Source organism: Marinitenerispora sediminis (assembly GCF_003336425.1).
GTDB classification, from domain to species: domain Bacteria; phylum Actinomycetota; class Actinomycetes; order Streptosporangiales; family Streptosporangiaceae; genus Marinitenerispora; species Marinitenerispora sediminis.
Map to the genome: position 1 here is coordinate 30588 of NZ_QEIO01000009.1, position 13661 is coordinate 44248.

At 75.7% G+C, this 13661-nt stretch carries 10 protein-coding genes; 3 read left to right on the plus strand and 7 right to left on the minus strand.

Features of this window, described 5'->3' with window-relative positions:
* Positions 1–56 precede the first annotated feature (56 nt).
* The 4 genes from egtC to DEF28_RS02845 form a co-directional block, all read right to left on the minus strand.
* On the minus strand, positions 57–806 hold the full coding sequence (gene egtC / locus DEF28_RS02830) for an ergothioneine biosynthesis protein EgtC (RefSeq protein WP_114397441.1): 750 nt from the start codon (positions 804–806) through the stop codon (positions 57–59).
* Positions 806–2146, minus strand: coding sequence for an ergothioneine biosynthesis protein EgtB (egtB, locus tag DEF28_RS02835; protein ID WP_114397442.1), 1341 nt, complete (start codon positions 2144–2146; stop codon positions 806–808). The genes egtC and egtB overlap by 1 nt, the downstream gene beginning before the upstream one ends.
* Complete coding sequence (egtA, locus tag DEF28_RS02840) at positions 2143–3357, minus strand: ergothioneine biosynthesis glutamate--cysteine ligase EgtA (RefSeq protein WP_114397443.1); 1215 nt, start codon at positions 3355–3357, stop codon at positions 2143–2145. The genes egtB and egtA overlap by 4 nt, the downstream gene beginning before the upstream one ends.
* 132 nt (positions 3358–3489) lie before the next feature.
* The gene (locus DEF28_RS02845) at positions 3490–4023 is read right to left on the minus strand and encodes a GNAT family N-acetyltransferase (RefSeq protein WP_114397444.1); all 534 of its coding nucleotides are present in this window, start codon (positions 4021–4023) and stop codon (positions 3490–3492) included.
* A gap of 204 nt (positions 4024–4227) precedes the next feature.
* On the opposite strand from DEF28_RS02845, the gene DEF28_RS02850 reads away from it, so the two are divergent.
* The 3 genes from DEF28_RS02850 (at position 4228) to DEF28_RS02860 (ending at position 7414) form a co-directional block, all read left to right on the plus strand.
* Complete coding sequence (locus DEF28_RS02850; RefSeq protein WP_114397445.1) at positions 4228–6186, plus strand: acyl-CoA dehydrogenase family protein; 1959 nt, start codon at positions 4228–4230, stop codon at positions 6184–6186.
* Between the two features lie 151 nt (positions 6187–6337).
* Positions 6338–6565, plus strand: coding sequence for a hypothetical protein (locus DEF28_RS02855; RefSeq protein WP_147280467.1), 228 nt, complete (start codon positions 6338–6340; stop codon positions 6563–6565).
* A gap of 429 nt (positions 6566–6994) precedes the next feature.
* Complete coding sequence (locus DEF28_RS02860; RefSeq protein ID WP_114397447.1) at positions 6995–7414, plus strand: hypothetical protein; 420 nt, start codon at positions 6995–6997, stop codon at positions 7412–7414.
* Positions 7415–7462: 48 nt separating this feature from the next.
* On the opposite strand, the gene DEF28_RS02865 is transcribed toward DEF28_RS02860, so the two are convergent.
* The 3 genes from DEF28_RS02865 to DEF28_RS02875 all read right to left on the minus strand — a co-directional run bounded on the left by DEF28_RS02865 (position 7463) and on the right by DEF28_RS02875 (position 12604).
* Positions 7463–8566 (minus strand): acetate/propionate family kinase, encoded by a 1104-nt coding sequence (locus DEF28_RS02865; protein WP_114397463.1) that lies wholly within the window; start codon positions 8564–8566, stop codon positions 7463–7465.
* A gap of 7 nt (positions 8567–8573) precedes the next feature.
* Positions 8574–10967 carry a phosphoketolase family protein gene (locus DEF28_RS02870; protein ID WP_114397448.1) on the minus strand — a complete coding sequence of 798 codons (2394 nt, stop codon included), beginning with the start codon at positions 10965–10967 and terminating at the stop codon, positions 8574–8576.
* Positions 10968–11089: 122 nt separating this feature from the next.
* Positions 11090–12604, minus strand: a complete 1515-nt coding sequence (locus DEF28_RS02875) for a xylulokinase (protein WP_114397449.1) — start codon at positions 12602–12604, stop codon at positions 11090–11092.
* Between the last annotated feature and the right edge of the window lie 1057 nt (positions 12605–13661).

A 13661-nucleotide genomic window follows, 5' to 3' on the forward strand; every position in this document is an offset into this window, starting at 1 on the left:
CCGGCACGGCGGGAGCCGTGCCGGGCCGGCGGGCCGGCCGCTCGTCCGGTCACGCCTCACCCGATGGGCGTGATCCGGACGCTGTGGGCGGTGGCGGTGAGCAGGGATTCGTCCGGCACCCGCCGCCAGCCGGGCTCGTCGTCGCAGGGCTCGGAGGCGACGACGACCGTGCCCGGCCCCTGGCGCACGTACAGGGTGTCCCCGCACGCCGTGGCGGCCAGCCGGGTGCCGTCGGCCGCCAGGAGGTTGTAGCGCCCCGGGGAGCAGGAGCGCGCCGCCTCGGCCACGCCCGCCAGTGCCCCGCCGAGCGGCTCGCCCTTGCGCCACAGCCGCACAGCCAGGCCGAACAGCGGTGCGGAGTCGACGGGGGCGCGGACGTCCGGCACGCCCGTGGGGACGGGTGTGCCGAGCCGGTCGGCCAGGGCCTCGTAGTCGCTGGCCGCTCCGTTGTGGCTGAACAGCCGCCCGTCACCGCGGAACGGCTGGGCGCACGACTCGTCCACCGGGAACCCCACGGTGGCGTCGCGGACCGCCGCCACCACGCAGCCGGCCCGGACCACGCGCGCAACGTCGGCGAAGGAGGTGTCGGCCCAGATGGGCATCGACCTCCGGTACCGCACGGGGGGCTCCGCGGCCGCGGGATCCGCGCCCCCGGCGTACCATCCGACGCCGAACCCGTCGGCGTTCACCGTGCCGTGCCGCTGCTCCCGCGGCGCGTAGGACTGGCTGTGCAGCGAGCGCTTCGGCGCGTAGAGCAGCGTGTGCAGGTCGACGGGGGGCCCGAGGTAGGCCATGTGGCGGCACATCAGGCGGCCTCCGCGTCGCGGGCGCACCGGAAGCCGGCGAAGATCTGCCGCCGGATCGGGAGGTCCCAGTTGCGGAAACTCGCCCGCGCCGACACCGGGTGGCTGGCCCAGGAGCCGCCGCGCAGCACCTTGTAGCCGCCGCCGAAGAACACCTCGGAGTACTCCCGGTACGGGAACGCCCGGAACCCGGGGTAGCCGGCGAAGTCGGTGGCGGTCCACTCCCAGACGTCGCCGACGAGCTGGCGCACGCCGTACGGTGACGCGCCGGCGGGGAACGCGGCCGCGGGGGTGGGACGGAGCAGCCGCTGGCCCAGGTTGGCGTGGTGCTCGCCGGGCTCGGCGTCGCCCCACGGGTACAGCCGGGACCGGCCGGTGGCGGGATCGTGCCGGGCGGCCTTCTCCCACTCGGCCTCGGTGGGCAGCCGCTTGCCCGCCCACCTGGCGTAGGCCTCGGCCTCGTAGAAGCACACGTGCTGCACCGGCTCGTCCGGCGGGACGGGCTCGACGCGGCCGAGCCGGCGGCGAAGCCACTGCCCGGCGTCGCGGCGCCAGAAGGCGGGGGACCGCTTCCCGGAGCGGTTGCGCCACTCCCAGCCGGCCGGGCTCCACCAGCGGGCCTGGTCGTAGCCGCCGTCGGCCATGAACTCCAGGTAGCGGGCGTTGGTCACCGCGGCGGTGTCGATGTGGTAGGCGGGGAGCCGGACGACGTGCGCCGGCCGCTCGTTGTCGTAGGCCCACGGCTCGTCGCTGACCCCCATGGTGAAGGGGCCGGCGGGGATGCGGACCTCCTCCGCCTCGGTGCCCGCCGGCTGGCCGCCCGTCGGCGGCGGTGCCGGGGGTGCCGGCTCGCGGAGCACCGGGTCGCCGCGGCGCAGCTGGTGGGTGGCGAGCATGGTCTCGTCGTGCTGGTGCTCGTGCTGGATGACCATGCCGTAGACGAAGCCGCCGTCGAGCAGCGCGGCGCCGGAGTCGAAGACGGCCCGGTCGAGGTGGTCGAGGACCCGCCGCCGCACCCGCGCGTTGTACTCCTGTGCCTCGCCGGGCGACAGCAGCGGCAGTTCCACCCGTCGGGCGCGCGGGTTCTCGAACGCGTCGTACAGCACGTCGATGTCCGGACGGATCGCCTCCTGGCCCTGCGCGGCGCGGATCAGCCACTGCTCCTCGTAGTTGCCGGCATGGGCCAGGTCCCACACGAGGGGGGACATCAGCGGGGAGTGCTGGCGGAGGAGTTCGGCGTCGTCGAGGGCGTCCACGGTCAGCCCGTGGCTGCGTACGCGCACCTCGCCGAGTCCGGCGGCGATGCGCCGCCTGAGCTGGTCGTCGGTCGGCCGGCCGGTCATGTCGCTCCTCCGCTCGGCTGGTCCCCTGGTCCGTCGTCGGCGGGACAGCGGCCCCGCTCGACGTACCGCTCGCGGTAGGCGTCCACCAGCGGCACGAGTTCGGCGGCGCCCTGGTCCGGCAGCGCCGCGGCGGCCGCGGCGAAGCAGTCGCGCACCGCGGTGGCGATGCCGGGATCGGTCAGCGCGTCGCGGGCGGCGGCCAGCCACGCCTCGGGGCCGGGCTCGGCGCCGTGCCAGAGTTCGTCGGTGGCGGCGAACGCGGCCTCCGACGCCTTGGGGTGGTCGACCAGTGCCGCGGCCACCGCGACCGGGACGGGCCACCAGCGCTGCGGCAGGGCGTCGATCATCCGCAGCTCCAGCCAGCCCCGCGGGCGCACCGGCGGGAACAGCGTGGTCAGGTGGTACTCGAGGTCGTCGAGCGTCGGGCGCCGCGGGTCGCCCGCGCGCAGCCACTCCCCGAACCGCAGGCCGGGGTCGCTGAGCCACGGCAGGTCGTCGCGGCGGATCGTCATGAGCCGGGCGTCCAGCACGTACCGGGTCCACGCCTCGACCGGGTCGCCGGCGGGGACGGGCCGGGTGCGCGACGAGTCCATGGCGGCCCAGATCGCCCACCGGGTGGACCGCCAGCCGGTGGGCCGGTCCCGCCAGGTCGGCGAGTTGGCGAACGCGGCGACGAGCAGCGGGCCGAGCCGGTGCACCAGGCGCCACCGGCGTTCGGCGTCCGCCGGAGTGGCCCCGATGTCCAGGCAGACCTGGAGGGAGGCCGTACAGCACATCATGGTGCGGCCGCTGGGCCAGCCGCCGTCGAAGTAGCGCTCCATGGCGAGGTAGCGCGGCAGCGTGAGCTGCCGCTTCGGCGAGCGGTGCGGATCGAGGCCGGCCCCGCGCAGCCGGAGTCCGGCGGTGCGCAGCCGGGACTCGACGTGGTCGAGGTCGGCGGTCATGGCCGCGTGCGCGGCGGCCGGGCCGTCCTGGGGCAGCGAGCTCAGCTCCAGCTGCCCCCCGGGTTCGTAGGTGATCGCGCTGCCGGCGGGCAGCGGGCCCGCCTCGGCGACGACCGCGGCCAGCCGGTCGAGCGGCACCGCCTCGCGCGGCCGCCGCGGGTCGAGGACCAGCCATTCGGACTCGACGCCGACGCGTCCGGGCGGTCCGGTCTTGAAGCAGATTCCGTGGACGAACTCGTGGACGTCGGCGTCGGAGAGACGAGCCATGGGGCACCCCCAATTCGGACGTACAGAATGCTGTGCCCGGGTTCACCTCGGGTTGAACCCGGTTGCCGGGGGTGACCAAGCCGACATCCCGCCGGCCGGTGCGGTGACGGGCGAGGACGGCGGCGCCGCGGCTCAACTGCGGCCGAGATCGGCCAGGTAGGTCTCACCGGTGAGGGTGAGCCCGGACCGCCACAGCAGCGCCTTCTTGCCGGCGTCCTCCCCGGCGGAGTCCACGACGACGGCCGACGCTCCCATCAGGCGCAGCCGGCGGCGCGCCTGGGCCAGCAGGGCCGCACCGGCCCCCCACCAGTCGTCGGGCCGGAAGACCGAGAAGTCGCGGACGCGGGCCACCACCGCGGTGCCGCGGGCGGGCAGGTGGTCGGGCACCGTCCGCGCCAGGGAGCCGAACAGGTAGCCGCTGAGCTCGGCGCCGCGTTCGGCGACGAGGCACACCGCGCCACCGGTGGCGAGGGCGTGCGCGAGCCGGGCGCGGTGGAACTCCCGGGAGTCGGTGGCCACCCGGGCGAGCCCGGGGGCCCGCTGGTGGCGCTCCCGCCACTCGCGGTGGACGTGGTCGGCGACGGCGTCCAGATCGCTGTCGTAGGCGTCCCGCACGCTCAGTCCGAGCGGGGTCCGCGTGGTGGTGGTCCGCACCGAGGTCCGCATGGCTGTCCTCTCCTCGACCGGTGTCAGCAGTGCTCGAAGTTCTTCCCCGAGCCGCACCGAACTACGGCGATTTGGCAGGACAAATCCGGCTAAGTGATGTTCAGCGGCCGGCTAAGTCCCGGTCAGTCCACCTGGTCTTCCGCCGTGTCAGCGGCCCCCGGAGCGAGCAGAACCAGTGGCGTAGGCACTGCGACGGAGGGGCTCATGGCGATCACCACGGAACCGGACCGCATCGACGTCGAGGCGCTGCGCACGCTGCTCGACGGCCGCTGGGCGCACGTGCGGCGGCTGGCGCGCGACACCCTCCGCGGAGAGCTGTTCGCCCCGGTGTACGGACTCGACATGGCGGCGCACCGCGAACGCGTGGCCCGCCAGCTCGCGGCGCTGGCGGAGACCGAGATCCCGTCCTACGGCTTCCCCGCCTCGGTGGGCGGCCGCGACGACGTCGGAGCGTCCATGGTGGCGTTCGAGATGCTGGTCTGCGACCTGTCGCTCATGGTGAAGGTCGGCGTGCAGTGGGGGCTCTTCGGCGGCGCCGTCCAGTCGCTCGGCACCGAGCCGCACCACCGGGCGTACCTGGCCAAGATCATGTCGGTGGAGCTGCCCGGCTGCTTCGCCATGACGGAGACCGGGCACGGCTCCGACGTGCAGCGGTTGCGCACCACGGCCGAGTACGACCGGGCGGCGGAGGAGTTCGTCGTCACCACCCCCGACGAGGCGGCCCGCAAGGACTACATCGGCAACGCGGCCCGCGATGGGCGGATGGCCGTGGTGTTCGCCCAGCTCGTCACCCGCGGCGAGCGGCACGGCGTCCACGCGCTGCTGGTGCCGATCCGCGACGAGGCCGGCCGGCCGCTGCCCGGGGTCCGCATCGAGGACTGCGGCCCCAAGGCCGGGCTCAACGGGGTCGACAACGGCCGGCTGTGGTTCGACCGGGTCCGGGTCCCCCGCGCCGCGCTGCTGAACCGCTACGGCGACGTCGACGCCGACGGCACGTACCGCAGCCCCATCGCCAACCCCAACCGGCGGTTCTTCACGATGCTCGGCACACTGGTGCGCGGCCGTATCAGCGTCGCCGGCGGCGCGAACAGCGCCGCCAAGGCCGCGCTGGCGATCGCGGTGCGCTACGCCGACGCCCGCCGGCAGTTCGAGCGGCCGGGGGGCGAGGGTCCCGCCAGCGAGGTGCCGCTGCTGGACTACCTCGCGCACCAGCGCCGGCTGCTGCCGGCCCTGGCGACCAGCTACGCCCTGCACTTCGCGCAGGAGGAGCTGGTGTCCACGCTGCACGACGGCTGGACCGGCACGCCGCTGGACGAGCACCGCCAGCGGGAGCTGGAGGCGCGCGCGGCCGGCCTGAAGGCCGTGGCCACCTGGCACACCACCCGCACCGTCCAGGAGTGCCGGGAGGCGTGCGGCGGCGCCGGCTACCTCGCCGAGAACCGGCTGCCGCAGCTCAAGGCGGACTCCGACGTCTACACCACGTTCGAGGGCGACAACACGGTGCTGCTGCAGCTCGTCGCCAAGGGCCTGCTCACCAACTACCGGGAGGAGTTCGGCAGCCTCGACGCGTTCGGCATGGCGCGGTTCGCCGCCGGGCAGTTCGTGGGCGCCGTCATCGAGCGCACCGCCGCCCGGGCCCTCATCGACCGGCTGGTCGGCGCCGCGCCCGGACGCGGCGAGGAGGCCGACCTCTACGACCGGGCGTGGCAGTACCGGCTGCTGGAGGACCGGGAGCGGCACGTGGTCGAGGGGTTGGCCCGCCGGCTGCGCGGCGCCGGATCCGACCCGGCGACGGCCTTCGCCGCGTTCAACGACGCCCAGGACCACGTGCTCAAGGCCGGGCGGGCGCACGTCGACCGGGTGGTGCTGGAGGCGTTCATCGCGGCGATCGACCGGTGCGTCAACCCCGACGCCCGCTGGGTCCTGGACCGGCTGTGCGACCTGTACGTGCTCTCGCTGGTGGAGGCCGACCGCGCCTGGTTCCTGGAGCACGGACGGCTCACCCCGGCCCGCGCCAAGGCGGTGACCGCCGCGGTCAACTCGCTGTGCCGCCGGCTCCGCCCGCACGCCGCCGCCCTCATCGACGCGTTCGGGCTGCCCGACGCGTGGCTGGCGGCACCCATCGCGCTCGGCGCGGAGGTTGACCGGCGGCGCGGAGGGTGACCGACGGCGCGCGGCGGCGCGGTCGGGGCCGGCCTGACACCTCCGCCCGGCCCCGACCGGCGCGCGGGCCGGGGCCGGGCGGCGCGGCGGCCGGATGCGGCCACGCCCCGCGGTTGGCCGCATCCCGGCGCAGGTATGACCGTCACCAACGGTGACCGCCGCCCGCCGGCGGTCCGCACCGGAGACGGGGGCGCCGATGCTGCCGATGGTCCTGGTCCTCCTCGGAGTCGGCGGCGCGGTGTCGCTGGCGGTCGGGTTCTCCACCGACCGCGCCGGCTCCCGGTGGGCGATCGCCCTGGGAGCCCTCGCGCTGCTCGTCGCACTGGCCGGGGTGCCCGTCGTGCTCGTCGACACGTGGTACCGCGCGGTGTTCGGCTGACCGGGATCCGTGCTCGGCCCGCTTCGACCAGTCCCGGGTTCTCCGTCGCGGTGCCCGCGGATGGCGGACGCGCGACGCGTCATGACGCACCTCGTCAGGAGCAGCGATGACCGCCTACCCGGACCCGGACACCCGGACGCCGGACAACGCCCACATCGGCCGGAGACTCCGCGACTACGGGGTGGACGTCGATCGGAAGCCCCACCGCGACGTCCCCCTCGTGCGGGTGGACCTCCCGGCCGACGAGGGGACCAGGACCCCGCAGGGCTTCCTGGCGAACCGGCCGCACGGCGAGATCGCCATCCGGCCCCGGGCGCTCGTCTTCGGCTCCGGTCCGGCCCACGCGGTCGCAGACGCCTACGCCAACCCGGTCCGGGGGAGGCGAAGGAGGGCGTCACCTGGGCCGACACCACGACCCCCCGGACAGGCGTGGCCCCGGCCGCGTGGCTGGAGGCGTCCTTCCTGCCGGTGCTGAAGACCACGGCCTCCACGACGCTCAGGCTGGACTGGGAGGCGGCGCACTCGGTGTCGGACACCTTCGAGACGACCGTCCCGGAGCGCTACGTCGGCTGGCTGGAGCGGCGCGCCGCCTTCCAGTTCCTCAGCGCTGGGATCTACCTCGTGCGCCGGGTCTTCGGCATGAGGGCCGTGTCCGGCTACGCCGGCGGCGTGATCACCGGTCCGGCGAGCGACGGACGGCCGCCCGGGACACTGGTCGCGCGGAAGCGCCGGCTCGCGCAGGCCGAGCTCGACGCGCTCGACGCGCTCGACGGCGAAGGCTTCGCACTGCCCGCGCTGCCGAGCGCCGTCGTCTCCGCCGCCCCCGAGGGCGAACTCGTCGCCGCCTGAGCCGGGGTGGATCCGCGCCCCCTCCGGCCGGCGGCCGTGTGGGGCTGCTCACCCGCCCCGGTCCCGGGCACCGAGCGCGTGCCGCACGTCGGCGGCGATCTGGAGGTCCTCGCGCGCGGTGAGCACCAGTGTCCGCACTGCCGCGCCGCCGGCCGTGATCTCAGCGTCGCCGGCGGCGGCCGCGTTGGCGTCGGGGTCGAGCGCGAGGCCGAGGAAGCCCATTCCCGCGGCCGCGCCGGCGCGCACCCGCGGCGAGCCCTCGCCGACTCCGCCGGTGAACACGAGGGTGTCCAGTCCGCCGAGCGCCGCCGCCATGGCGGCGATCTTGGCCCGCAGCCGGTGCAGGTAGACGGCCAGCGCCAGTCCGGCGGCGGGGTCGCCGCCGTCGGCCCGGGCCGTCACCTCCCGCATGTCGGCGGTCCCGGCCAGGCCGGCCAGACCGCTCCGCCGTTCCAGGACGGTGTCGACCTCCGACGGCTCCAGGTGGCCGTTGCGCAGCAGCCACATCAGCAGCCCCGGATCGACGTCGCCGGCACGGGTGGCCATCACCAGCCCCTCCAGCGGGGTGAACCCCATCGTGGTGTCCACGCTCCGGCCGTCGCGCACCGCCGCCAGGGAGGCGCCGGCCCCGAGGTGGGCGGTGACCAGCCGTCCGGGGTCCGCGCCGAGCAGCCGTCCGGCCTGCCGTGCCGCGTAGGCGTGGGAGAGGCCGTGGAAGCCGTAGCGGCGCAGCCCGAACTCCTCCCGCCAGCGCCTCGGCACGGCGTAGGTGGCGGCCTCGGGCGGCAGGTCGGCGTGGAACGCGGTGTCGAAGCACGCCACCTGCGCTACCCCGGGCAGCGCTCGCTCCAGGGCGGTGATCCCGGCCAGGGCCGCGGGCTGGTGCAGCGGGGCGAGCTCGGTCAGGGCGCGCAGCCGCTCCAGCACGCGGCCGTCGACCACCACCGGCGCGCGGAAGTCGTCGCCGCCGTGCACCACGCGGTGCCCCACGGCGTCGGCGCGCGGGAGGCCGGCGAGGGCGTCCGCCAGCTCCTCCTCGCGCACCCGGCCGGCCTGGGCCGCGAGGTCGCGCCGCTCCAGGACGTCGTCGCGCTCGTCCAGCAGCCGCAGTTTGACACTGGTCGAGCCGGTGTTGACCACGAGGACGCGCACGCCGCCCTCACCGCCCGGCACGCCGGCCGGGCCAGCTCCAGTCGCGGATGTCGGGCGGGTCCTCGCCGTGCTCCCGGGTGTGGGCGCGGCAGCGCAGCCGCTCGTCCACCATGCGCTGGCGCAGGCCGGCGGCCCGCACGCCCAGGCTCGGCACCCGGTCGATCACGTCCATGACGAGGTGGAACCGGTCGAGGTCGTTGAGCATCACCATGTCGAAGGGCGTCGTGGTGGTGCCCTCCTCCTTGTAGCCGCGCACGTGCAGGTTCTGGTGGCCGTTGCGGCGGTAGGTGAGCCGGTGGATCAGCCAGGGGTAGCCGTGGAAGGCGAAGACCACCGGCCGGTCGGCGGTGAAGACGGAGTCGTACTCGCGGGCGGGCAGGCCGTGCGGGTGCTCGTCGACGGGCTGCAGCCGCATGAGGTCGACGACGTTGACGACGCGCACCCGCAGTTCCGGCAGGTGCCGGCGCAGCAGGTCGGCGGCGGCCAGCGTCTCCAGGGTGGGGATGTCGCCGGCGCAGGCCAGCACCACGTCAGGCTCGGTGCCGTCCTCGGTGCCGGCCCAGTCCCACACGCCCACCCCGCGGGCGCAGTGTGCGACGGCCTCGTCCATCGGCAGGAGGTTGGGCCCCGGCTGCTTGCCGGCCACGATCACGTTGACGTAGTCCCGGGAGCGCAGGCAGTGGTCGGCGGTCGAGAGCAGGGTGTTGGCGTCCGGCGGCAGGTAGACCCGGATCACCTCGGCCTTCTTGTTGACGACGTGGTCGATGAAGCCGGGGTCCTGGTGGCTGAAGCCGTTGTGGTCCTGGCGCCACACGTGCGAGCTGAGCAGGTAGTTCAGCGACGCGATCGGCCGCCGCCACGGCAGGCCGCGGCTGACCTTCAGCCACTTGGCGTGCTGGTTGAACATCGAGTCCACGATGTGGATGAACGCCTCGTAGCAGTTGAACAGCCCGTGCCGGCCGGTGAGCAGGTAGCCCTCCAGCCAGCCCTGGCACAGATGCTCGCTGAGCACCTCCATCACCCGGCCGTCGGGGGCGAGGTGCTCGTCGCCGGGCAGCCGCTCGGCCTCCCAGGTGCGGTCGGAGGCGTCGAACACGGCGTCCAGCCGGTTGGACGCCGTCTCGTCCGGGCCCATGAGCCGGAAGCGGTCCGGGTTGCGGCGCATGACGTCGCGCAGGTAGCGCCCGCAGACCCGGGTGGCCTCCGCGGTTCCGGCTCCGGGCTCCGGCACGTCCACGGCGTAGTCGCGGAAGTCCGGGAGGTCCAGCGCGCGCAGCAGCGTTCCGCCGTTGGCGTGCGGGCTGGCGCTGATCCGGCGCGGGCCTTCCGGCACCGGCGCCAGCACCTCCGGGCGCGGTGCGCCGCCGGCGTCGAAGAGCTCGTCGGGCCGGTAGCCGCGCAGCCACTCCTCCAGCTGGCGCAGGTGCTCGGGGTTCTCGCGGACACCGCCCAGCGGAACCTGGTGGGAGCGCCAGGTGCCGGCCACCCGCCGCCCGTCCACCGTGCCGGGGCCGGTCCAGCCCTTGGGCGAGCGCAGCACGATCATCGGCCAGCGCACCGGACCGGCCGCACCGTCCTCGCGGGCGGCGCGCTGGATCTCCCCGATCTCGTCCAGGGCCGCGCCGAGCGCGTCGGCCATCTGGCGGTGCATCGGGGCGGGCTCCTCCCCCGCGACGACGCGGGGCCGGAAGCCGTGCCCCTCCAGCAGCGAGAGGAGGTCGGACTCGGGGATGCGCGCGAGCACGGTGGGGCCGGCGATCTTGTAGCCGTTGAGGTGCAGGATGGGCAGCACCGCGCCGTCCCGGGCGGGGTCGGTGAAGCGGGCGGACTGCCAGCCGGCGGCGAGCGGGCCGGTCTCGGCCTCGCCGTCGCCCACCACCGCGGCCACGACGAGGCCGGGGTTGTCGAAGGCCGCGCCGTAGGCGTGGGCGAGGGAGTAGCCGAGTTCGCCGCCCTCGTGGATCGAGCCCGGGGTCTCGGGCGCGGCGTGGCTGGGCACGCCGCCGGGGAAGGAGAACTGGCGGAACAGCCGGCGCATGCCCTCCGCGTCCCGGCCGACGTCGGGGTAGACCTCGGAGTAGGTGCCGTCCAGCCAGGCCGTGGCCAGCGCGGCCGGGCCGCCGTGGCCGGGTCCGATCACCCACATCATGTCGGTGCCGCGCCGCCGGACCTGCGCCGAGAGGTGGGCGTAGACGAAGTTCAGGCCCGGGGTGGTGCCCCAGTGGCCGAGCAGCCGGGGCTTGATGTGCCCCGGGCGCAGTGGTTCGCGCAGCAGGGGGTTGTCGAGCAGGTAGATCTGGCCGACCGAGAGGTAGTTCGCCGCCCGCCAGTACAGGTCGATCCCGTGCAGCTCGTGCTCGTCGAGCGGGGTCGTGGGCGTCCGCGCCGCCGTGGTGCGCACCGTGGCTCTCCTCCTCGTCCTCGGGTGAACGGGAGGTTCCGCTACCCGCGGACCGGCGGGTCAGTCCTGGGGCGGGCCGGGGGCCGGGGACGGGTCCTGCGGCACCCGGTGGCGTCCGGCGTTCAGGAGCGGCGCGCGTCCTGGCCCTCCGCGGGGTCCGCTCCGAGCGCGGCCAGGTCGGCCAGGTCGGCCATGACACCGCGCAGGTCCGGGTAGAGGTGGCGGTGCTGCTCGTAGGCGCGCGCGTAGCGCTCGGTGAGGACCGGGTCCGGGGCGAAGACCCGGCCGCCGGCCGTGCCGGGTTCCTCCGCGGGCTCCGGGCGGCCCAGGACCGCGCGCGCGTACCGGGCCGCACCGCGCAGCCCGGCATCGGTCTCGCTGATCCGCCGGACCGGCGTGCCCAGCGCGTTGGCCAGCAGCGCGCACCACACGTCGGACCGGCTGCCGCCCCCGCACAGCGGGAGCTCGGCGCCGGTGCCGGCACCCACGACGCGGTCCCGCAGCGAGCGCAGCACGAAGGCGACGCCTTCGAGGATGGCCACGGCGAGCTGGGCCTTGGTGGTGCGGCCGGAGACGCCGACGAACACGCCCCGGGCCCACGGGTCCATGTGCGGGGCCCGCTCGCCGTCGAGGTAGGGCAGCGCGAGCAGGCCGCGCGGGGCGGCGTGCACCCCGTGCAGGGTTCGTTCGAACGACGCGTGGCTCACCCCGTCGAGGAGGTGGCGGCGGGCCCAGTCGGCGGCGGAGCCGGCGTTGAGCGTGGGAGCGACGAGGAGTTCGGTGCCGGGGTCGCCGGTGGCCAGCCGGAAGGCGCCGGCGAGGTCGGGGGCCGCCCGGTCGACGACGGCGGCCAGCCATCCGCTGGAGCCGAGGTAGGCGTAGTCGGCGTCCCGGCGGCCGCCGGTGATGCCCAGGGTGGTGGTGAGGGCGTCGCCGGGGGCGTGCAGCACCGGCAGGCCGGCGGGCAGGCCGAGTTCGGCCGCGGCCTCCGGGGTGAGCGGCCAGTCGTCGGGCTCGTCGGGGGCCGGCAGCTCGGGTAGCAGGTCGCCGCGCACGCCGGCCGCGCGCAGCGGCTCCGGCCACCAGCGGCGGTCCCCGGCGGCGAGCAGGCCGGTGGTCGACGCCGTCGTCAGGTCGCATCCGGCGTGGCCGGTGGCGCGCCAGACGAGGTAGGAGTGCGCGCCGAGCAGCAGGTGCCGCGCCCGGTCGAGGGCGGCGCGGTCGTGGTCGTGGACCCAGCGCAGCTTGGCCGCGATGGTGGAGGCGTCCTGCGGGTTGCGGGTCACCCGCTCCCAGGTGTCGCCGAGGGCGGCGCGCAGCCGGTCGTACTCGCCGGTGGCGCGGTGGTCGCTGTACAGGATCGCCGGACGCAGCGGCCCGTCGTCGTCGACCAGCACGACGTCCTGCATCTGGCCGGTGACGACGAGCGCGGTCGGCCGCGGCGCGGCGGGCGCCACCTGCCGCACCGCCCGGACGAGCGCGGCCCACCAGTCCGCCGGGTCCTGCTCCACCCACCCGGGGCGCGGCCGGCGGGTGGGGTGGTCGACGAGCGTCCGCGCGAGCGTCCGGCCCGTGTCGTCGATGACGGCCGCTTTGACGGCCGCCGTTCCGGCGTCGACCACCACAAGCTCGGCCACGTTGCCTCCTGATCCCCGAAAACCCCCGAATAGCCCCGGGCACGCGCATAGTACTGGAGAAACGAAAGCGCTCTACCGCCGGATCCGGGACCGATGCCGGCCGCCGCACGCACCGGGCCGGGAAGGACGCGACCGGGGCGTCCCACGGCGGACGGCGCGGGTGCCTGTCCCCGGTTTGCGAGCGCCTCGCGCGGCCGCCGGCGCGCGGTCCGTCGCCGCCCCGCCGCGCCCCGCGGCCGGGGGCAGTCCGGTAGCGGAGCCGCCCGGCCACCGCCAGGCACCACGCCGTCGCGGCCGGCCATGCCGTCTGGACGACGCGACGCCGTCCCCCGGCCTGGCACGGGCGAACGCCGCCGCATGCGGTTCGAGCTGGCCGATCCCGCACTCCACCACGTGACGGTCGCCGTAGCCGACCCCGTCGGACAGGGGCGGCCGACCACTCAGGCGGCCTCCGTGCTCGCGGTCGGCGGCCCCGAACCACCGGGCCCCGGGACGGCCGCCTCGATCTCGCGCCCGCCCAGGTCGGAACAGATCCTGCGGAGCTGTACGCGGTGGCGGCGCGCCGCCCCTACCGGGCAGACGCCCGCCTGACCCCAGCCGCTGCGGCGCCACGTCGACGCGTTCCATGACCGCTGCGGACCAGGGCCCCCTCGCGCTTCCCTGCCGCGAAGGGAGCCACGCGGGATGTCCGGCCCCCTCGCCGGCCCAGCGGATGTCTGGGGCCCACCCGCCACGGGAGCGGCCCCGTGCGCGGCCGTCTGGCTGGACCGCTTCGCGGTCTCGCCCCTTTCCCGATCCGCCGCGCCGGCCGCCCGCTGGTCGGCGCGCACGATCGTGGATTCGGACGTTGGCCTGCCGGCAGACCAGCCCAGCCGCATCTGAACGGGATCGCGGCCCGGCCGCGACCTAGCTAGACCGTTGATGGGGGTCGGTGTGCTGGTCAGTGGCTGCCGGGGGCCACCGGCTGGCTGGGGCGAGGCGCTGGTCGGCCGGTTGCTGCCGGATCGCTGTGTTCGGCGCGCCGGGATCGGCTGGCGGGTGCGGGCCGGCGCGCCCT